The organism is Nonomuraea fuscirosea, assembly GCF_003001935.1.
GTDB classification, from domain to species: Bacteria; Actinomycetota; Actinomycetes; order Streptosporangiales; family Streptosporangiaceae; genus Nonomuraea; species Nonomuraea fuscirosea.
The window spans coordinates 130,474-150,330 of record NZ_PVNG01000017.1 but is presented as its reverse complement, the minus strand read 5'-3'; the positions used below and the strand labels follow the sequence as shown (position 1 = coordinate 150,330).

At 73.1% G+C, this 19,857-nt stretch carries 16 protein-coding genes; 1 reads left to right on the top strand and 15 read right to left on the bottom strand.

Annotation, left to right across the window (positions count from 1 at the left end):
* Nucleotides 1-83: 83 nt before the first annotated feature.
* From B0I32_RS34995 to B0I32_RS34960, 8 genes are all read right to left on the bottom strand, one after another.
* Nucleotides 84-2,309 (bottom strand): helix-turn-helix transcriptional regulator, encoded by a 2,226-nt coding sequence (locus B0I32_RS34995; RefSeq protein WP_106247101.1) that lies wholly within the window; start codon nucleotides 2,307-2,309, stop codon nucleotides 84-86.
* 55 nt (nucleotides 2,310-2,364) lie between these two features.
* Nucleotides 2,365-7,608 carry a non-ribosomal peptide synthetase gene (locus B0I32_RS34990; protein ID WP_106247099.1) on the bottom strand — a complete coding sequence of 1,748 codons (5,244 nt, stop codon included), beginning with the start codon at nucleotides 7,606-7,608 and terminating at the stop codon, nucleotides 2,365-2,367.
* A gap of 17 nt (nucleotides 7,609-7,625) precedes the next feature.
* Complete coding sequence (locus tag B0I32_RS34985; protein WP_106247098.1) at nucleotides 7,626-8,948, bottom strand: M20/M25/M40 family metallo-hydrolase; 1,323 nt, start codon at nucleotides 8,946-8,948, stop codon at nucleotides 7,626-7,628.
* A gap of 73 nt (nucleotides 8,949-9,021) precedes the next feature.
* Nucleotides 9,022-9,864, bottom strand: coding sequence for a [LysW]-aminoadipate kinase (locus B0I32_RS34980; RefSeq protein WP_106247096.1), 843 nt, complete (start codon nucleotides 9,862-9,864; stop codon nucleotides 9,022-9,024).
* A gap of 15 nt (nucleotides 9,865-9,879) precedes the next feature.
* Entirely contained in the window at nucleotides 9,880-10,917 is a 1,038-nt protein-coding gene (argC, locus tag B0I32_RS34975; RefSeq protein WP_106247095.1) for an N-acetyl-gamma-glutamyl-phosphate reductase, read from the bottom strand.
* A gap of 1 nt (nucleotide 10,918) precedes the next feature.
* Nucleotides 10,919-11,104: a lysine biosynthesis protein LysW gene (locus tag B0I32_RS34970; RefSeq protein ID WP_106247093.1), complete on the bottom strand. Its 186-nt coding sequence runs from the start codon at nucleotides 11,102-11,104 to the stop codon at nucleotides 10,919-10,921.
* A 99-nt stretch (nucleotides 11,105-11,203) separates the two neighbouring features.
* Nucleotides 11,204-12,235, bottom strand: coding sequence for a BtrH N-terminal domain-containing protein (locus B0I32_RS34965; protein WP_106247091.1), 1,032 nt, complete (start codon nucleotides 12,233-12,235; stop codon nucleotides 11,204-11,206).
* Nucleotides 12,232-12,750, bottom strand: a complete 519-nt coding sequence (locus tag B0I32_RS34960) for a hypothetical protein (RefSeq protein ID WP_219912156.1) — start codon at nucleotides 12,748-12,750, stop codon at nucleotides 12,232-12,234. Before B0I32_RS34960 ends, B0I32_RS34965 begins: the two co-directional genes overlap by 4 nt.
* An 87-nt stretch (nucleotides 12,751-12,837) precedes the next feature.
* Here B0I32_RS34960 and B0I32_RS34955 point away from each other — a divergent pair, with 87 nt between their 5' ends.
* Complete coding sequence (locus B0I32_RS34955) at nucleotides 12,838-13,755, top strand: GNAT family N-acetyltransferase (RefSeq protein WP_181308106.1); 918 nt, start codon at nucleotides 12,838-12,840, stop codon at nucleotides 13,753-13,755.
* Nucleotides 13,756-13,760: 5 nt separating this feature from the next.
* Here the strand turns inward: B0I32_RS34955 and B0I32_RS34950 are convergent, their stop codons facing one another.
* Genes B0I32_RS34950 through B0I32_RS34920 form a run of 7 tightly spaced genes read right to left on the bottom strand, consistent with a single transcriptional unit; the run spans nucleotide 13,761 to nucleotide 19,857 of the window.
* A complete protein-coding gene (locus tag B0I32_RS34950; protein ID WP_106247086.1) occupies nucleotides 13,761-14,729 on the bottom strand; it encodes a transketolase family protein in 969 nt (322 codons plus the stop codon).
* Nucleotides 14,726-15,529: a transketolase gene (locus B0I32_RS34945; RefSeq protein WP_106247084.1), complete on the bottom strand. Its 804-nt coding sequence runs from the start codon at nucleotides 15,527-15,529 to the stop codon at nucleotides 14,726-14,728. The genes B0I32_RS34950 and B0I32_RS34945 overlap by 4 nt, the downstream gene beginning before the upstream one ends.
* Nucleotides 15,526-16,848 (bottom strand): DegT/DnrJ/EryC1/StrS family aminotransferase, encoded by a 1,323-nt coding sequence (locus B0I32_RS34940; protein ID WP_106247083.1) that lies wholly within the window; start codon nucleotides 16,846-16,848, stop codon nucleotides 15,526-15,528. The genes B0I32_RS34945 and B0I32_RS34940 overlap by 4 nt, the downstream gene beginning before the upstream one ends.
* Nucleotides 16,845-17,189, bottom strand: a complete 345-nt coding sequence (locus tag B0I32_RS34935) for a hypothetical protein (RefSeq protein WP_106247081.1) — start codon at nucleotides 17,187-17,189, stop codon at nucleotides 16,845-16,847. Before B0I32_RS34935 ends, B0I32_RS34940 begins: the two co-directional genes overlap by 4 nt.
* A gap of 29 nt (nucleotides 17,190-17,218) precedes the next feature.
* Entirely contained in the window at nucleotides 17,219-18,061 is an 843-nt protein-coding gene (gene lysX / locus B0I32_RS34930; RefSeq protein WP_219912155.1) for a lysine biosynthesis protein LysX, read from the bottom strand.
* Nucleotides 18,000-19,136 carry a M20/M25/M40 family metallo-hydrolase gene (locus tag B0I32_RS34925; RefSeq protein ID WP_106247080.1) on the bottom strand — a complete coding sequence of 379 codons (1,137 nt, stop codon included), beginning with the start codon at nucleotides 19,134-19,136 and terminating at the stop codon, nucleotides 18,000-18,002. Before B0I32_RS34925 ends, lysX begins: the two co-directional genes overlap by 62 nt.
* Nucleotides 19,126-19,857, bottom strand: a complete 732-nt coding sequence (locus B0I32_RS34920) for a 2OG-Fe dioxygenase family protein (protein ID WP_146178421.1) — start codon at nucleotides 19,855-19,857, stop codon at nucleotides 19,126-19,128. The genes B0I32_RS34925 and B0I32_RS34920 overlap by 11 nt, the downstream gene beginning before the upstream one ends.

Sequence of the window (19,857 nt, the reverse complement as noted above, 5' to 3'; positions counted from 1 at the left end):
TCTGCGTCGCCCGGCGAATGGAACGTCGGGACTTTCCCCGACGTCACCCGGCCGGCCCGATGCGAGCGCCGGGGTTCGCCCGCTCAGCTCACCTTGTGGAGCTGGTCTCCCGTGTGGCCGTAGCGACCTATCAGGGCCGCCACCTGCGCCCGCGAGCAGACGCCGAGCTTCTTGAAGATCCGCGCGAGGTATGTCTCGACTGTCTTGTGGCTCAGGTCGAGCGCCCGCGCGATCTGCTGGTTCGTACGACCGTCGCTGACGAGCATGGCGATCTCCAGCTCCCGCCCGCTGAGCTGCCGCAACTGGTTCACCACCGCAATGTCGCCCGGATCCCGCAGGGACGAGCCGGGATCCGGTTCCGGCCCGTCGGCCTGCCGGGAGAGCAGGTCGTTCAGCTGGGCCGAGAACGAGGCGGTCAGGAAGAGCAGGCCGCACCGCTCGGACAGGGCGAGCCCGCGTTCGAGGTGCCCGCGCGCCGCCTGGTACCGCATCAGCGACAGCTCCGCCCCGCCGAGCCAGCGCAGCAGTTCGAGATGGCGCACGATCTCGTCGTCGGACAGGGAGTCGGCCTGCCTGGCCGCTTGGTCCACGCGGGTCTCCATGCCGCCCGTGACGCCCTGCCTGACGTCCGCGGCGGCGAGCAACGCCAGCAGGTGGGCGCCGAGCGCGGGATCCGACGGCGGGGCGGGCCTGGGGGCCGCGGCTTCGCGCGCCCGGTCCGGCGCGCCGTCGCGGTCCAACTCCGCGGCGAGGAGCTCCATCCGCAGCCGCAGGCGGTGATCATCGGCGTCGGCGGAAAGCCCGTTCAGGGCCGCGCGCAGCCGGCCGGTGGCCTCGGCGTGCCGTCCGAGCAGCCGCAGCCCGCGGGCCTGCCACTCCACGGCCTCGGCCCACACGCCGGCAGCCCGGTCGCCGTGAGCGCACGCGGCGCCCAGATACGTGACACCGTCCGCGTACGAGCCGGTCATCACCAGCGCCTCACCGAGCACCAGCAGCAGGCCGGCGGGCGCCTCGGCCGCGGGCTCCAGCGACTGCAGCGCGGCCCGCGCCCACGCGACGGTGCGCGCCGGCCGGGACCAGACGCAGGCCCGCGCGGCGTCCAAGAGGATCCGAGCGCCGGCCTCGTCGCCGGCGGCGATGGTGTGCACCAGATGCGGAGCGAGGACCGTGGGTGGCGCCCCGTCGGCCTGCAGGACGGCGGCCGCCCGGCTGTGGCCGCCGATCCGCCAGCCCGCGCCGGCCGACCGGTAGGCCGCGCCGCGCAGGAAGGGGTCGCGGAACCGGAAGCTGAGCAGCGTGCCCTCAGCACGCAGCACGTCGTCGCCGACCAGCTCGTCCAGCGCCGCCCACACCTCCGGCTCGGAAAGCTCGGCCACCGCCCTGAGCAGATCCATCCGGAACGGGTCGCCGGTGACGGCCAGCGCCTGTGCGACGAGCGTGCCGAGGGGCGACAGTGCGCGGATGTCCCGAAAATAGCGGGACATGACAGCCACGGGAAGCTCCCTCGCCGGCTCCTCGTCCGGGTACGGCGCCGCGCCGGCCAGCACCAGCGCCTCAAGCGTCCCCGGATTCCCCCCGGCCGCGCGGACGATGCCCCGCCGGCGAAATTCGTTCAGCGAGCCGGGCAGGAGGGCGAGCGCCTCCCGCTCCTCCAGGGGAGCCGGCTCGATGCGGCGGACCACGCCCGCCGCATCGCCGGCGGCGAGCAGTTCCCGCAGCATCCGGTCGGCCTGGCGCGGCCGGTGCGCGACCACCAGCATGAGGCCGGCACTCGGCGGCCGGCCGGCCAGTTGGCGCAGCAGTTCCAGCGAGGCGTCGTCGGTGCGGTGCGCGTCGTCGATGATGACCACGAGGCCGTTGCCGCCCACCTCCAGGCATAATGCCCCCAGCAGGCCGCGGACGGCGTGGAAGGCGTGGTACAGCTCCTTGAACTCCCTGGGGTCGGCGCCCGGCGCGGCGGTGGCCAGGGCGGGGAACGTACCGGCCAGCCAGCGTACGTGCTCGTACGAGAAGCCGGCGACCAGGCCATCGCCGCAGAAGGCGAGTATGTCGTCGAGCGCATCGGCGAACGCGCCGAAAGGCAGGTCACGAGGTGCGGTCCCGGAGATGTTGGAGACCACTGTCCAGCCGTGGTCGCGGGCGTACCCGGTGATCTCGCCGAGCAGGCGGGTCTTGCCCACGCCCGCCTCCCCGCTGACCTCTATCACCCGCACGCCGGTGGCCGTGCCGTCGAGTACGGCGGCCAGATCGGCGTCCACGCGCCCGTCCAGGAAGAGTTTCGTCGCACTGCCTACAGGGTTGGTGCTCACCGTTGCACGCTACGGCCAGGGTGGCTCAGATCCGCTTCACGGCGCCTTCATGCCCTCACGCGCCGTCGAGCAGGCCGGTGACCTGCTCGTCGGTCAGGTCGCTTACCTGGTGCAGCAGCGAGCGCAGTTCTTCCGGGTCGGCCCGCTCTGCCTGGAAGACGGGCAGCGCGCCCGCGAGCCTCTCGATCGTCAGCCCGTTGACGAGTAACTCCTCGATGGGGAGGCGCACCCCGAAGACGCCGTGAATCCTGGCCATGATCCGGGTGGCGAGCAGGGAGTCGCCGCCCAGGTCGAAGAAGTCGTCGGTCACCGACACGGCCGTCAGGCCCAACACCTCCTCCCAGATGCCGGCGAGCCTGCGCTCGATCACGGTGCGCGGCGGCGTGGGCGGGGCGTCGCGCATCGGCAACGCGACCCCGCCGGCCAGCCGGGTACGGTCCAGCTTGCCGTTGGCCCCCAAGGGCAACTCGGCGTGCCGGACGAAGGCCGTGGGCACCATGGCGGCCGGCAGGCGCCGCGCGAGGAACTCCCTCAGGTGCGCGCCCTCGGGCAGCGGCCGGGCCGCGGCGGGCACGACGTGCGCCACGAGCCGCGGGCGGCCCTCCCGCGCCCCCTCCACGAGCACGGCGCAGGCGCTCAGGCCGGGATGGGCGAGCAGGGCGTTCTCGACCTCGCCCGGCTCTATCCGTACGCCCCGGATCTTGACCTGGTCGTCAAGCCTGCCGAGGAACTCCAGGCGCCCGTCGCCCAGCCAGCGGGCGCGATCCCCCGTGCGGTACAGCCTTCCCCCTGGGGTGAGCCGGTCGGGTACGAAGCACTCCGCGGTCAGCCCCGGGCGGCCGTGGTAGCCGCGGGCGACGGCCGGTCCGCCTATGTGCAGCTCGCCCGGGACGTAGGGAGGGACCGGGTGCCCATACGGGTCGAGGACGTACAGCCGCGCTCCCGGGACGGCTCGCCCGATGGGCACCCTGGTGCGTACGGTGTCGTCCGAGGTGACCCTGTGCGCGGTCACGTCGATGGCGGCCTCGGTGGGACCGTACAGATTGTGCAGTTCCACGCCGGGCAGCGTGCGGTGGAAGCGCGCGACCAGCGCGGGCGGCAACTCCTCCCCGCTGCAGATCACATGGCGCAGCGTGGCGGCGCACCCGGCGGCGGCCGGCTCGTCGAGGAAGGCGCGCAACATGGACGGGACGAAATGGCACACCGACACCGCCTGCTCCCGGATGGTGCGTGCCAGGTAGTCCGGGTTCCGGTGGCCGCCAGGACGCGCCAGCTGGACCGTCGCCCCGGCCATGAGCGGCCAGAACAGCTCCCACCCCGACACGTCGAAACCGACGGGCGTCTTGTGCAGCACGACCTCGCCAGACCGCAGCGGGTACGCCTCCTGCATCCAGGCCAGCCGGCCCGCCAGGCTCCCATGGCTGGTCATCACCCCTTTCGGCCGGCCGGTCGAGCCAGAGGTGTAGAGGACGTTCGCCAGATTCGCCATGTTCGCCGGGCGTGCCGCGGGCGGCGCGACGGCGGCGGGGGCAGCGGGGCCGGGGTCCTCATCGAGGAACAGCACGGCGAGCCCTTCGTGCGCGCCCGGAGCCGTGTCCCGCGTCGTGAGGAGCGCGCACGCGCCCGTATCGGAGAGCTGGAAAGCCAGCCGCTCGGGCGGATACGAGGGATCCAGGGGCAGGTAGGCGCCGCCGGCCTTCAGAACGGCGAGCAGCGCCACCAGGAGAGCCGGCGATCTCGGCAGGCACACCGCGACGAGCGCGTCCGGGCCGCATCCGAGCGAGCGCAGGCGCGGGACGAGCCGGTCGGCGCGGGTCATCAGCTCGCGGTACGTGAGCACGCCGTCGTCCGAGCGCACCGCGACGCGGTCCGGGCATGCCTCCGCCTGCTTCTCGACCAGCTCGTGGATCATTCCGGGGGGCTCCGGCGCGCTGCGCGCGCCGCTGAACTCGTCCAGGATTCGGTGGAGTGCGGGCTCGCCGAGCAGGGGGAGGTCGCGTACCGGCAGGTCCGGGTTCTCGACCGCCGCTGTGACAGCCGCGGTCAGCCCGTCGAGCAGCGTGGCGATCATGGTTTCGTCGAAGAGATGGGTCGCGTAGACGGCGTGACCCGCGAGTGTTCCGTCCGGACGTTCGGTGAGATGCAGCGCGAGCTCGGCCTGCGCGCCCGGGGAGGGCAGTTCGACGGGGTCGGCACACACCCCACCCGCCTCCCAGGGTTGGAGCGGGAAGGTCTGGAAGGTCAGGAGCACACGGACGAGCTGCCCGCGGTCCCTTGACGGCATACCGCCCGCGGCCCGCAGGATCCGCTCGAAACGCAGATCCTGGTGCGCGTACGCGGTGAGGCAGGTGTCGCGTGCCCGGTCCAGCAATCGGGCGAATGTGGGATCGCCCGAGGTGTCGATGCGCAGCGGCAGCGTGTTGACGTACGAGCCGACGAGTTCTGACATTTCCGGATGTGGGCGGCCGGCCACAGGGGCGCCGACCACCAAATCGTCCTGCCCGCTCCAGCGGCTCAGCACAGCGGACAACGCCGCCAGCAGGAACATGAACGGCGTGACCCGCTGTTCGGCCGCCCGCGCCCGCAGCCGTGCCGCCAGGGACTCGTCCAGCTCGAACGGCAGCCAGGCCCCGGCCCACGAGGGCGTGCGCGGCCTCGGCGCGTGCGCCGGCAACTCGACGGCCCGCGCGCCGGCGAGCCGGTCCCGCCAGAACGCCTCGTGCGCCTCGGTGTCCCCGTCCGCGGGCACAAGACGTGCGGCCGACAGCCCGGGAAGGGGCCTTCCTTCGGCCAGCGCGCCGTAGTACTCCCCCAGCCGCCGTACGAGCAGGCCGAGCGACCAGCCGTCCACGGCGATGTGATGAGCGGCCACACCCAGGCGCCAGTCGTCGTCCGCGAGCCGGATCGCCATCATCCGCAACAGCGGCCCCTCAGCGAGATCGAACGGCTCCGCCCCGAGGTCGCGGATCAACTCGTCGGCCCTGGCGGCGCCCTCCGCCGCACCGGTCAGATCCACCGTCGGAAGGTCGAGATCCCCGACCGGCCTCACGGTGACCTCCAAGCCGCCCTCGGGAGTGGCCGCGAAGACCGAGCGGAGCGCTTCGTGCCGTTCGACCAGGACACCGAGCGAGGCCCGCAACAGCCCGGCATCGAGCGGCCCCCGCAGCCGCAGAACCGCAAGGACGTGATACGCCCCACCGGCGCCGAGCTGGTCGAGCGACCAGATCCACTCCTGCGCGGGTGAGGGGCGCACCGGCCCCGACCCGCCGCCCGAAGCCGCGCCCGCCCGCTCCGGCGCTCCGCCGCGCCGCATCCGCCCGGTGTCGGCGCGGCCATCGTCGATGGCCTGCTGGAGTTCCTTCGTGGACATTCCGTTCAGCAGGCGGTCCAGGGGCATCCGGACGCCCGATGCCTCCACCTGCGCCGACAGGCGGGCGGCGCGCAATGAGTCGAGGCCAAGGCCGACGAGCGGCCGGTCCACGTCCAGTTCGGCAGCGGGCAGGTCGATCGCCGCGGCGACCAGCTCGGTCACCGGCGTCACCGTCCGCGCCACCTGGCCGGAAGGGGCGGGCCGATCGTTGGCGAGGATGCCGAGCGAGCCCGCCAGCCACCGTGCGCGGCACTCGCTCCGCCGGACCTTGCCGCTGGTCGTGCGCGGTATCTTGCCTGCGCGGACCAGCGCCACATCCCTCAGGTCCAGCCCGTGCTCCAGGGCCAACGCCGCGCGGATCGCGCGGATCACCGCCGCACCGTCGGACGCCTGGAAGCCGCCCGTGACCTCGTGAACGAGCACCACGCGCTCCTCGACTCCGTCGTCCACGGAGAAGGCCGCCGCTCTGCCCTGCCGCAGCAGAGGGTGCGCGGCGGACGCCGTCTCCTCGACGTCCTGCGGATGATGGTTGCGTCCGCGGATCACCATGAGATCCTTGGCCCGGCCGGTGATGTACAGCTCGCCGTCGTGCTGGAACCCCAGGTCGCCGGTACGCAGGAACGCCCGCTCCCCCTCTCCCGCGAGCCGCGCCAGGAACGCCCGCTCGGTCTCGGCGGGGCGCCGCCAGTACCCGGCCGCGACGGTGGAGCCGCCGACCCACACCTCACCGACCTCACCGTCGGCGCAGGCGCGGCCCGCCGAGTCCACGACGACGACCAGGTCATCGCTGCGGCTGCTCCCGCACCCCGTCAGCACCACCTTCCGCCTGCCGCCGTCCCTGCCGCTGTCCCCGTTTCCCGGCCGGTCCGCCATCACCGCACGGCCGCGTTCCAGCTCCTCGCGGTCGACCTCGATCACCTTCGGCCCAGTCCCGGGGACGGCGCCGCCGGTGACGAACAGGGTCGCCTCGGCCAGGCCGTAGCAGGGATAGAACGACGTGGCGCGGAACCCGCTGCTCCCGAACGCGCGCGCGAACCCGTCGAGCGTGGACGCGCGTACCGGTTCCGCGCCGACCAGTGCGTGCCGCCACGCGCTGAGGTCAAGGCTCTCTCGTTCCTCCGCGCCGATCCTGCGCAGACATTCGAGGTAGGCGAAATCGGGCGCCGCGGAGATCGTGGCTTGCTTCCTGCTCATGACCTCCAACCAGCGGTAGGGCGAGCGGAGGAACGACATCGGCGACATGAGCGTGCAGGGAAAGCCGCTGTAGATCGGCTGCAGGATCCCGCCGATCAACCCCATGTCGTGGTACGGCGGCAACCAGCTCACGCCCCGGCTGTCCGCGCCCAGGCCGAGCGCGTGTGCCAGGGACCCGGCGTTCGCCATCAGGTTGCCGTGCCGCACCATCACCCCCTTCGGCCGCCCGGTTGAGCCGGAGGTGTACTGCAGCAGCGCCAGATCGTCTCGGGCGGGGTGCGCGCCGTCCCACGCGTCCGCGTACGAGCCGGACAGGGCGTCCGTGGCCAGCCAGCGCAGCGATGGCGCGAGGTCCAGGAGCGGCGCGGTCACGGCGAGCCCCGCGGCGTCGGTGAGCACGAGCGCCGCCCCTGCGTCGGCGGCGATCGCCTGGAGCCGTTCCAGCCCCCGCCCACCGACCGGCGGGTAGACCGGGACGGCGACGAGACCCGCGTAGAGGCAACCGAAAAAGCCCGCGACGTAGTCCAGGCCCGGCGGATACACGAGCAGCGCTCGCTCACCGGGCCCGGCGTGCTCGGCCAGGAGCGCCGCGAGGGCGCGGGCCCGCCGGTCGAGCCCGGCGTAGTCGATCGCCTCCTCCTTCCCGTCGTCGAACTCCAGCGCGACGTCCCCGGGCGCGGCGGCGGCCCGCGCCCGCAGGAGTGTGACAAGCGTGCCGTTCGCGTCTGCCGGCAATTCTCTCTCCCGTTCGATCAGCGGTACGTCGACAGCAGGCGGTGCACGCAGTCGGCCCCGAAGCGCACCGCCTCAACCGGTACGCGTTCGTCGGCCGCGTGCATCGTGTCCTGGTAGCGACTGCCGGGCGACGTCAGCAGCGGCAGCCACCCGTAGCAGGCGATGCCCAGCCCGGCGAAAAGGCGCGCGTCCGTGGAGGCGGGGGTCATCATGGGCAGCGGCACGCCGTCCGGGTCCTTCTCGCGCAACACCGAGACGAGCGAGTCGTAGAAGGTGCCGAACACCGGCTGAGCCGACCGCCGCCCTTCCAGCAGCACCTCGATCTCGGGCTCGGGGCCGATCAGCGTCCGCAGCTCGGCGAGGTAGTCGTCCGCGCTCCACTCGCCGGGCAGAATCCGGCCGTCGATGTCGACCGTGATCTCGGTGGGCAGCATGTTGATCTTGTCGCTGGTACGCACGATGGTGGCGTTGGCGGTGTTCCTGATCACCGAGTCGAGATAGACGGCGTCCGCCTCGGGGAGCAGGTCGTACGGCACTTCCGCCGCCGGGTCGTGGATCAGCGCCTTCATGCGGCCGGCCAGCGGCCCGTCGGAGAAGGCGGCGAGCTCGGCGGCCATCCGCTCGAACGCCGGGGTCACGTGGGCGGGCAACCGGCCGGTCTGGAGCGCGCCGAGCATGCGGGTCAGCGCGGCCATGGCCGTGCCTGACCAGCCCTGCCTGGAGGCGTGGCCGCCCCGGCCGCGTAGCGTGGCCCGCATCCAGCAGGCCCGCTTCTCGGCCACGACGACGGGATGCCATCGCCGCCCTCCGGCACCGAAGATCGCCCCGCCGTCCTCGCCGATCGCGTAACGGACGCCGTCGAACAGCTCGGCGTGGTGATCGACGAGGTAACGGGCACCCATCTCGCTTCCCGTCTCCTCGTCGGGCGACACCGCGACCAGTACGTCCCCGGCCGGGTCCTCGCCGTCCGCGCGCAGCCGCGTCAGGGCGCTGAGCATCATGGCCAGGCCGCCCTTCATGTCTATGGCGCCCCGCCCCCAGACGTGCCCGTCGGAAAGACGGCCCTCGAACGGCGGGACCGTCCAGTCCTGGCCCTCGACCGGCACGACGTCGGCGTGAGCGTGCAACAGCAGGGGCGGCGCCAGTCCCCGCCCGGGAATCCTGGCCACGAGGTTGGGACGGTCCTGGTCGCGGGCGAGGAGCCGTACGTCGATGCCCGCGTCGCGAAGCAGGTCGGCGACGTAGGCGACGCAGGGGCCCTCCTCCCCGGGTGGGTTCACACTGCGAAAACGGATGAGCCGCTGCAGAAGGAGTACGGGGTCGGCCGGTACGGCGTTCATCGGGCGGGAGCCTCCTGGGCGGGTTCGGCCGCCGAAGCGTTCGTCGGGCGGGCGGGGCCGGCCGGTGACGCGTTCACCGGAGGTCTGTGGAGTCGGTGAGGGCGATGCGGGTGCCGGCGGTACCGGCCAGCGCCTGCCGTACGGCGTCGCCGGAGCGGCCGTCGGCGATGAGCACCTCCGGTACGCCGCCCTCGAGCGCCTGCCTGGACGCCAGGAGCTTGACGGTCATGCCGCCGCCCACCGCCGGGTCCGCGACCCCCCGGGGCGGGAGCCGGTAGTCCCTGCGTACGCTCCGCTCGTCGTACGGGTCGGCCAGCACTCCGGGCGCGGCTGTCAGCAGGACCAACCGCTCGGCACGCAGGGACACCGCCAGGGCGGCGGCCACCCGGTCGGCGTTGACGTTGACGGGCGCGCCGTCCTCGCCCAGCGCCGGTGGAGAGACGACCGGCAGCAGCCCGGCGTCGAGCAGGAGCCGCGGCAGCGTGGGATCCACTCGGGTCAGCCGGCCGCTGTGGTCGTCGCGCACCACGACCTCGCGCCCGTCCACCACCGCGCGCACCGTGGTGCTGCGGCGGGCCCGCAGCAGCCCCGCGTCGAGGCCGGTGAGCCCAGCGGCAGGCACGCCGAGCCGCCCGAACTCGGCGACCAGCGCCGGCTTGACCCGGCCCGCCAGGGCCAGGACGAGCACTTCGAGCGCGGCGGCGTCGGTGTGGCGGCTGACCTCGCCGCCGGGGCCGGTGAGCTCGCGCAGGCGCACGCCGAGCCTGCCCGCCAGCGCCGTGGTCTCGGCGGAGGCGCCGTGAACGAGGACAGGACGGCGACCGGCCGCCGACTCGGCCGCGACGGCGGCGCACACGGCCGCCGGATCGACCCCTGCGGCGCCACCGCATTTGACCACGGTGATCCCGTCTGACATGACCGCCCCCGGACTCTAGATCGGATGGAGACCCGCGAACGCCAGGCCGAGCCGTTCCGGCCAGCCCATGCGGATGTTCAGGCACTGCACGCCGGTGCCCGCACTGCCCTTCATCAGGTTGTCCAGCGCGGCCACGGCGACGACGCGGCGCCCGTCCGGTGTGACGGAGAAGCCGACGTCGCAGAAGTTCGAGCCGATGAGGATCTTGGGCTCAGGCAGCCGGTACAGCCCACGGCGCTGCGCGATGACGCGGACGAACGGCTCGTCGGCGTAGGCGTCCCGGTACAGGCGGCGGATCTCTACCTCGCTCAGCGGCCTGCGTAGCGGGACGTGGCACACCACCTGCGCTCCACGTACGGCCTCGACGCCGGTCGCGGTCATCCGCACGGCGAGTCCGCTGGCCTGGCACACCTCGGCCTCGTGCCGGTGCCCGTGCGGGGCGAACACGCGCAGCGCCCCGCTGCGTTCCGCGTGCAGGTTGAGGCGTTCGGCCGCGGCACCCGACCCGCTGGAGCCGATGCGGCAGTCCACGATCACGTCGCCGTCCACAAGGTCGTCCGCCGCGAACGGCCGCAACGCGATGAGCGTCGCGATCACCATGCAGCCGGGGACGCTGACGAGGCGGGCCGTGCGCAGCGCCGCCCGGTTGTCCTCCGGATGCCCGCTGACGAACGAGCCCAGCAGCTCAGGGGCGGTGTGCGCGGTGCCGTAGTAGCGCTCGAAGACGGCCGGGTCACGCAGCCGGTAGGCGGGGCTGAGGTCGATCAGGCACTCGTTGCGCTTCGCCAGGTCGGCGCCGACCTTGATCGCCGTCTGCAGCTCGGCCGCGAGGAAGACGACGTCGAAGCCGCCCATCTCCTCCGGCGAGCGGAAGCGGAGGCCGGTCAGGCCCCGCAGGTTGGGGTGCACCGTGCCCACTGGGCGCCCGGCGTACCGGGTAGAGGTGGCCGCGGCGATCTCAACCTGCGGATGCCCGAGCAGCAGTCGCAGCAACTCGCCCCCGACGTAGCCGGAGGCGCCGAAGACGGCGACCCGGAGCCGATCGGCAGCCACGCTACTCGCCCCAGTCCTCGTCGACCTCCGGCGCCAGCGCCAGCGTCATGGGACTCAGGCCGATCACCTCTAGCTCGGAACGACAGTCGGGGCATTCGACGATCTCGAACTGCCGGGTCGAGGAGTCGATCTCGACATCCCCCTCGCACGCCGGGCAGCGCACCTCGGACACACCGACATCCGACATAGACGGCTCCCTCCGATCGGAGCGTGCTTGAGCACGCCTGATCAGGATCGTCCGAACCGCCGCCGGCCTGAAGTCGGGACAATCCCCTACCCACTCCGGTCACCGCGCGAGGGCGGTCGTCCCCACCGCGCGCCGGGTGCTCTCCAGCGCCCGCACGTGGTCGGCCACCAGCTCGCGGGTCCGCGAGCGCATCGAGCCCGCGGCGGCGGCCGGGTCGGGCCGTGCGGCGCCCGCGATGATCCGGACGGCGGACCAGTGGTGTGCCACCCGCTCGACGAGGCGGGCGGACTCCAGCAGGCGGGGCTCGCCGAGTACGCGGCCGGCGTGGGCGAGCCACTCGGCGTGCAGCCCGGCCACGGCCAGGGCGGGACCGGCCACCACGAACGTCTCGTCGATCGCGCCCGTGCTGCCCTCGGCCAGCTCGCCGGCGATGTCGAGGAGGAAGCGCTCCTGCCCCGCCAGACCGGCGTACCGGCCGGCGGGCTCGGCGGCGTGCAGGGCGGCGGCGTTGCGTTCGATGGCCAGGCGGACGAAGTCGCGGTCGAAGGCGGGGATCTCTCCGGTCACCTCGGCCTCCAGCCAGCGGTTGCCGATGGGTTGCCCGGTGAAGAACAGATCCCGGTCGTGCACGACGGGGTTGCCCGAGTCGCGGGCCGCCGCGAGGGCGGGCAGCGGCAGCGGACCACGGTATCGGGGCGGCACGGAGTCGATCACGAGCGCGATGTCGAGCTCGTCGTCGAAGCCGTACACGGTGATCAGGTGGTTGGTGTGCACATCGCCGAAGGCCGGGCGGAACGGCAGGTGGTAGTTGTCCGCCGAGACGGCCACCGGCTGCCCGGCGGCGACGGCGTCCCTGACCTCCAGCCACCCGGCCGTGGCGTCCGCCGGCGAGTGCCAGCGCGAGGTGAGCGGGTGGTAGGGAGCCAGCGCGGCCAGCAGGTCGTCCTCGCCTCCCGGAAAGTAGTACTCCTCGCGGCGCAGCCGTTCAGGGCGATGGTCGAAGCTCCAGGCGGCTCCGAGCACCTCGACCGGGTTCAGCCCGCGGTGCTGGAGCAACACGGCCATCGCGACGTGCAGGCACCCGGTGAGGTCGTGCCGCCAGTGCCGGATCCCCGGTAGCTCGACCCTCACATTTCCTCCTCGGTCAGCAGGGTCAGGGCGAAGATGTGCATCGCCGGATTCTCCGGCAGGGTGACGGCCGCGACGTCGCCGGGGATCGTCACGGGCACCCGCTGCCGCCAGATCGCCGGTGCCATCCCGCTCTGCGCGTGCCGCTGATACAGCAGGTACGGCGTACGAAAGGCGAGCACGTCGCCGAACCTGGGCGGCGTCTCCGGCCAGAAGTCGGACACCCGCAGCCACTGCGCACGCGTCGCGCCGTCCGCGTAGTGCACGCTCAACGTGTCCTCCGTACGCCGCTCGGCTGCGGCCAGAAAGCAGAGCCAGTCCACCCGCCCGACCGGCAGCTCGATCCGCTGCCCCCGGCAGCGCAGGTTGTCGGGGTGGCGCCCGTCGGCCGCGGGGAAGCAGAACGGGACGCCGCCGACGTCCACGATCTCCCCTCGTGGCAGGTCCTCGGCGGGGAAGGTGTTCCGCCAGATGTTGAAGGCCCCGTCACCGGGCCGCCGGGTGAACTCGATGCCCACGCAGTCGGCGTACGACCCCAGGTCAACTGTCCGGAATATCCCTGATGGGCGCCGATGGACCGTGGCCCAAGTGCTTTCATGCGACATGTGAACCTCCTCGATGCGAACACGCAGCAGCCCGCCACGCCCCGTTGGCACGTGGCGGAGATCTCCTGGCCGGGGAGCGCGGATCTGGACACCATGGCCGCGATCACCCGTGCGGCATTCGCCGACGGCGACATGCTGCCCGGCCTGCCCGCTGCGGACGGCGCCTCCGACACCGCCGAGAGCATCGAGGCGGACCTGCGCGCAGGCATCCGGCTCTGGATGGCGCACTCGGGCGACGGCCGGCCGCTCGGCTACGTGCGCGCCATCCCGCGCGACTCCTCGTTGTGGCAGATCCGCCGCCTGGCCATCCGCCAGGACATGCAGGGGCGAGGCGTGGGCCGCGAGCTGGTGCTCGGGCTGGAGCGGGCGGCACGCTCGGAGGGCGTCGCGAACGTGGTCGTCTGGGCGCTGGTGGAGCGGGGCATCGCGCCCCTGTACGCTCGCCTCGGATACCGCACGACAGGGCACCTCGCCAGTCCGGGCAAGCCCCTTTCCGAGGCGGTCATGGAGGTGCGGGCGGGCGTCCCGCGCCCGGCGCTGGCCTATCCGTGGGGCACGCAGCCGAAGCTGGCGGCGGGCCGCCCGGTCATCGCCTGGTTCGCCGTCGAGGGCGGCACCGCGGCGGTGCTCGGCGAGGCGGAGCCCGGCTCCCGGGCCACCGTGCGGGCCCTCGCCCGGCACGCCGCGGACCTGGGTGCCCGCCCGGCACGCTTCTTGGGCGCCGACTGCTGGGAGGACGGCGAGACGCCCGACGTCGAAGGGGTGAGCGCGCGCCTGGCGTCGTCCGCCGACCGTGGCGGCGATCGGCTGCTGCTCTTCGACCGCCCCTCCCTTGACGTGGAGGCATACACCTGTCCCCGGGCCGGCGAGCCTGAGCTGCTGGCCCTGTGGCGTACCCCGGTCGGCCGGCGCGGCTGATCCCGTCACCGACCCGCCCGCACACCCAACAGCTCCAGCACCGCCGCGGCGATCCGCTCCACCGACACTCCTGCCTCGTTGAGCAGGTGCAGCTCGTCACCCACCCGGTCGTTGTAGGCGTCGGGCACGCCGATGCGGCGCACCGGACACGGATGTTCCTCCGCGACCACCTCGCACACCGCGCCGCCGAGGCCGCCGACGAGCACGTGGTCCTCGACCGTCACGATGGCGCCCGTCTCCCGCGCGGCCTGGACCAGGGCCCCCCTGTCCAGGGGCTTGACCGTGTGCATATCGAGCAGCCGGGCCCGTACGCCCCGCCCCGCGAGCAGTTCCACCGCCTCGATCCCCATGAGCACCGGGTACGGCCCCGTCGCGACGATCGTCACGTCGTCGCCGTCACGTAGCCGCAGGGCCCGGCCGACCTCGAAGTCGCACGGCCCCCGGTGCACGAGCGGCGTGGGCGCGCGGCCCAGCCGCAGGAACACCGGACCGGCCAGCTCGTGCGCGGCGCGCAGCGCGAGATCGGCCTCAACGGCGTCGGCTGGGACGAGCACGGTCAGGTTGGGCATCGTCCGCATGAGGGCGACGTCCTCCACCGCGTGGTGGGTGGGACCGTAGTGCCCGGCGGACAGGCCGCCGTGCGTCACCACGATCCGCACCGGCAGGTTGTTGCCGGCCACGTCGATCTTGATCTGCTCGCAGGCCCGCGCCGCCGCGAAGCTGCTGAGCGTATGGACGAAGGGACGCAACCCGGCGGCGGCCAGGCCGGCCGCCATGCTGATCATGTTCGCCTCGGCGATGCCGACGTTGACGTACTGGCGTGGCAGCTCGGCGAACAGGTCCTCCAGCCCGCCGGTATCGGAGTCGACGCAGATCACCCGCGGGTCGGCCGCGGCCAGCTCCAGCAGCGTACGCCGGCAGACGTCACGGGCCGCGCCCCCATAGGTCTCCTCCCATGCCTGTGTCGCGGTCATCGTGACCTCCTGGCCCGGTTGCGTAGCCCCGCGGAGGCCCGCGCGTAGAGCTGGGGGCTGAGCTTGACGTAGTGGCTCTTCTTGCGATCTTCGAAGATGGGCACGCCGCTCCCTTTGACCGTGTTCGCGATCACGACGGTGGGCCGGTCCGCCGCAGGGGGCGGCGCTCCGAGCACGCCGGGCAACGCGTCCAGGTCGTGCCCGTCCACCTCGCGTACCGACCAGCCGAACGCCCGCCACCTGTCGGGCAGCGGCTCCAGGCCGACACAATCCTCGGTGCGCCCGCTGATCTGCCAGCGGTTGCGGTCCACGACGGCGATCAGGTTGTCCAGCCGGAGCTGGGCGGCCACCATCGCGGCCTCCCACACGGACCCCTCTTGCAACTCCCCGTCGCCCATCAGGACGAAGGCCCGGCCGAGCCGCCCGCCGCGTTTGGCGGCCAGCGCCACGCCCGTGGCGAGCGAGAGCCCGTGACCGAGCGAGCCGGTGGGGAAGTCGACGCCGCCGAGCCGGCGCAGCGGGTGCCCGGCGAGCCGGCTGCCCGGCGCGCCGTAGGTGTCGCACTCCGCCTCCGGGATGAGCCCGTACTCGGCGAAGACGGCGTACAGGGCGGCGCTGGCGTGGCCCTTGCTGAGGACGAACCAGTCGCGGGGGTCGGTCCGCAGCACCTCTCCGTACAGGACGGTGAGCAGGTCCGCGGCAGACAGGCTGCCACCCACGTGCGTGCCGTGCTCGCCCGCCCCGATCTTGAGTATGCGCTCGCGTACGCGCAGGGCGCGCTCGGTCAGAGAGCCGCTCATGAGATCGCCTGCCGATCGTCCATCGCCCTGGCCGCCGCGGCCAGCTCGTCGCGGTGCTCCCACACCTTCTCGAAGGCGTCGGCGCACCGGCGCAGCACCGATCCCGCGGCCGGGTTGAGATGCCAGCGCTGCAACGTCAGCGAGTCCTCGATCACGGCGAGCGTACGCGGATAGTCCTCCGGCCGGTACGGCGCCGAACAGGCCCCCGGCAGCCGCCACGGATACCCGCCGGCGAAGCCGTCCCTGCTCCGGAAGGCCGGCTGCTCCGGCAGCGGCAGCGTCTGGTATCGCATCACGGGTACGCCCTCGGCGCGCAGCGCCCGCTCGGCCACCGCGCGCAGGGCGCCGGGCGCCAGGTCGGGATGGTCCAGCGCCGCCGGGTCGAGCCTGAAGCGAATGATGTGCCAGGCGTGCGTGCGGTCGGGCGGGCAACTCGGCGGGACGAATCCCGGCAGCTCGCGGAGCCGGCCGAGCAACGACTCCACGTTCCGCTCGCGTGCCCGCCGGTACTCCTCCAGCCGCGCGAGCTGGCACCGGGTGAAGGCCGCCTGCACGGCGCTGATCTTGGCGTTGCCCGCCAGAACGTGCGACAGGTAGTCGCGCCGGCGCCGCCCCTGCAGGTCCTCGCCGAACTGCCGGTAACGCAGCAGCCGCCGGTGCAGGTCCGCGTCACCGGTGGTCACCAGGCCGCCTTCACCGCAGGTGGGCAGGTTCTTGACCACGTTGAGGCTGAAGGTCGCGACGTCGCCGAGGGCACCCGTCCGGCGTCCCCTGTAGGTCGCCCCGTGGGCCTGCGCGGCGTCCTCGATCAGCACCAGGCCGCGTTCGGCGGCGAGCGCGCGCAGGGCGTCCATCTCGCAGGGCAGGCCGTGCAGGTGAACGGCCAGGATCGCCTGGGTACGCGGGGTGACCGCGGCCCGCGTCGCCTCCGGGTCCATCGTGAACGTGACGGGATCGACGTCCACGAACACCGGGACCGCCAGGCGGTGCACCGCCGCGACCGCGCCGGCGATGAACGACAGCGCGGGCATGAGCACCTCCGCGCCGGCCTCGATCCCGGCTGCGGCCAGCGCCAGCTCGATCGCCGCGGTGCCGTTGACCACGGCCGCGCAGTGGGGGGCGCCGACGTACTCGGCCCACTCCCGTTCGAGCGCCTGCACCTCGCCCGCCTGCTGGTTGGAGGTGAAGCGACCGCTGTCGAGCACGTCCACGACCGCCGCGCGCTCGGCGTCGGTGACGACGGGCCAGCCGACGTGCTCCTCGCTCGCCAGTTCCGCGGGCACCGCCCGCGGTCCACCGAACATCGCCAGCCCGCTCATCTGCCACCCCGTCCCGGCAGGGACGGAGCCGACGCCTCTGCCCATACGGCGGCCACGGCCGGGGTCATCGCGACCACTCGCAGGCCGGGCCGCTCCGGCAGGCGCACCTGGACCAGGCGTTCCGTGCGGGTCACCGGGAGGCGGGTGGCCGGCTCTCCCGCCGCTGTGCGCAGCCACTCGGGGTCCACGGCGTTCTCGTAGTGCAGCCAGACCACCTCGTCGACCTCCTCGCCCGGCTCGGCGCCGTCCAGCAGCAGGTGCAGCCAGTCGTACCGGCCTGCCGGAGCGGGGACGAGCTGGCCCTCGCACCTCAGCCCCGAGGGGATCTCGTCAACGGGCATCCGTCCTCCAAACGCAGTCGGTGTCATCGCTAGTCAAGCCGTTCGAGCACGTGGTCGACGTAGCGGCCGACCAGTCCCGTCCCCAGCACCTCGATCGCGCCGTGGAACTCGGGCGTGTGGTTGACCTCGTTGACGAAACGGTTGCCGTCGCGGTCCTCGATCACGTCGATGCCGAGCACTCCGTCGCCGATCGCCTCCGCGGTGGCGCCGAGCAGCTTCACCAGGTCGTCGTCGAGCGGGCAGACCTGGGTGTGGCCGCCTCGCGCGGTGTTCGTCCGCCATTGCGAGGAGACCTTGTAGATCGCGCCGACGACCTCGCCGCCCAGCACGTACGCCTTGATGTCGCGGCCGGGCTTGTCGATGTACTCCTGCACGTAGGTGATCTGGTTCGCCGGGCCGGGCAGCGCCTCCCGGTGCTCCAGTACGGCCTCGGCGGCGTCCCTGCCGCCCAGGCGCGCCGCGAGCCGTCCCCAGGAGCCGGTCAGCGGCTTGACCACGGCCGGGTAGCCGAAGCCGTCGAGCGCTTCCAGCGCCGCGCCCGGGGTGAGCGTGACCATGCAGCGGGGCACCGGCAGCCGCGCCTCGCGCAGGGCGAGGGTGGTCAGGAGCTTGTCCCCGCAGAGCGCGACCACCTTGGAGTCGTTGACCACGCGCAGGCCCGCGTGCTCAAGCAGGCGGGAGGCGTACAGATTCCTGGTGTGGGAGATCTCGCGGCTCAGCGCGCCCCGGTAGCGACCGTCCAGCCGTTCCATGCCGAACGCCGCGGTGCGCGTGTCGAGCACCTCCACGGGGATCCCGCGCCGCTCCAGCTCACCGAGCAGCAGCTTCTCCTCCACGCGTATCCGCGAGACCAGCACGACGATCGGCCGCATGGCGATCAGTCCTTCCTCGCTCAGGCCGGACCGCCAGCGCGGCGGAGATCTCCGGCAGCGCCGCGGCCAGCACGTCCACGGCGAACAGGTACTCGCCGAGCACGATGTGCTCGGTCTCGGTGTGGTCGAGGCGCGAGTCCCCGGGACCGTAGGCCGCCATCGGCACCTGCCACGCCGGGGCGAGGACGTTCATGTCCGAGGTGCCGAGCTTGACCTTGGCTCCCGGCACGCGCCCCTCGCGGCGGATCGCGGCGCTCAGCGCCCTGACCACCGGATCGGTCCTCCCGGTACGCACGGCCGGGACGTGCTCGAGCACCTTCACGGTGGTGCCGTCCGACAGGCCGCGCAGCCATTCGAGGAACTCCGGCGCGTCGAACCCCTCGGGTACGCGGCAGTCGAGCTCGGCGCGGGCCGAGGCGAGGTCGCCCTCCAGCCGCACGAGCACGGGGACGGCGCGCTCGAACAGCGGGCCTTGCGCCGGGTGGTTCCCGGCGAGCCGTTCGCGCACGGCCCGTACCAGATCGACCGTCACCTCGACGGCCTTCTCCTCGGGGCTGGTGGCGTGCGACGGCGGCCGACGCACCAGGCACTCGACGCGCAGCAGGCCCTTGTAGCCGATCGCGACCGCGCCCGCGCTGCTCGGCTCGCCGATCACCAGCGCGTCCGGCGGCGCCGAGCGCAGGAGGTGCCGCGCACCGCGGGACGACCCCTCCTCCTCGACCGCGCCGACCACGACGACGCGGGCGCCCGCCTCGGCCGCGGCACGCGAACCCGCGTGCACCATGGCCGCGAGCGGGCCCTTGGCGTCCACCGTGCCGCGCCCATAGAGCCGGTCGCCGACCTGCCGTACGGGCGGCGATCCCGGGACCGTGTCCAGGTGACCCACGAGCATGATCACGGGACCGTGGCAGGCGCCGATCTCCCCCACGGCATTGCCCGCCCCGTCGATCCGGGCGGCGTACCCGAGCTCGGTCATACGGCCGGCCAGATAGCGCGCGAGCGCGGCCTCCTGCCCGGTGACGGAGGGGATCTCCACCATCCGGCGCAAGGTGTCGAGGGCGTCGTCAGTCGACATTTAGATCGACCAGCAGGGTGTCGCGCACGGCGTCGGGGCCGGCGGACACCGTGGCCGTCACCTCGTGCGTGAGCGCGTCGTCGTCCACGATCAGCGAGTCGAGCGCCGTGGCGAGCGTGTGGCGTACGGTCGGCCGCCCTTCCCGGTAGATCACCGAGTGCCCGCCCTCGCAGTCGCGCCGGTCGATCAGGTGCATGCCGACGTAGTCGTGCCCGTCGCGGTGGCGGCCCTCGGGGGTCGCCTGCCCGGGGGCGCCGGCCTTGGCGACCACCCGTATCATGTGCAGGCCCACGATCCACCGGTCGGCGGGCGTCAGTGTGGTGGCCAGCGCCAGGTCCACCGCGACCAGGCTCGTGAGCGCGGGGCTCAGCAGCGTCTCGTCCGGGATCGGCGCGAACGTCCTGGGCCGGCCACCGTAGTCGGGGATGTGCTCGGCGTCCTGCCGAAACGGCACGTGCGGGAGCGCGGTGAACCGGTAGCTCCCGGCCTTCGCCTCCGCCAGCAGCCTGCCGTACCGGCGGAGCCTGTACTGTCCGCCGCCGGGCAGGACCGGGTCGAGCTCCAGATCGTCCCACAGGCGGCGGAACCGCTCGAACTCGGCCGGCGGTACCAGCTTGCCGAGCTCTCGGTGGGACATCATCGCGAACGCCTCCGCGCCGAGCTCGGCGGCCCACCTGGCCGTGTCGGCGGCGATCGGCTCGCTCACTGTTACCTCTGCCAC

Coding starts and splice junctions, on each gene's coding strand:
- B0I32_RS34985 (WP_106247098.1), bottom strand. CDS start 8,948: ATGAACGCCGTACCGGCCGACCCCGTACTCCTTCTGCAGCGGCTCATC.
- B0I32_RS34980 (WP_106247096.1), bottom strand. CDS start 9,864: ATGTCAGACGGGATCACCGTGGTCAAATGCGGTGGCGCCGCAGGGGTC.
- B0I32_RS34970 (WP_106247093.1), bottom strand. CDS start 11,104: ATGTCGGATGTCGGTGTGTCCGAGGTGCGCTGCCCGGCGTGCGAGGGG.
- B0I32_RS34950 (WP_106247086.1), bottom strand. CDS start 14,729: ATGACCGCGACACAGGCATGGGAGGAGACCTATGGGGGCGCGGCCCGT.
- B0I32_RS34945 (WP_106247084.1), bottom strand. CDS start 15,529: ATGAGCGGCTCTCTGACCGAGCGCGCCCTGCGCGTACGCGAGCGCATA.
- B0I32_RS34940 (WP_106247083.1), bottom strand. CDS start 16,848: ATGAGCGGGCTGGCGATGTTCGGTGGACCGCGGGCGGTGCCCGCGGAA.
- B0I32_RS34935 (WP_106247081.1), bottom strand. CDS start 17,189: ATGCCCGTTGACGAGATCCCCTCGGGGCTGAGGTGCGAGGGCCAGCTC.
- lysX (WP_219912155.1), bottom strand. CDS start 18,061: ATGCGGCCGATCGTCGTGCTGGTCTCGCGGATACGCGTGGAGGAGAAG.
- B0I32_RS34925 (WP_106247080.1), bottom strand. CDS start 19,136: ATGTCGACTGACGACGCCCTCGACACCTTGCGCCGGATGGTGGAGATC.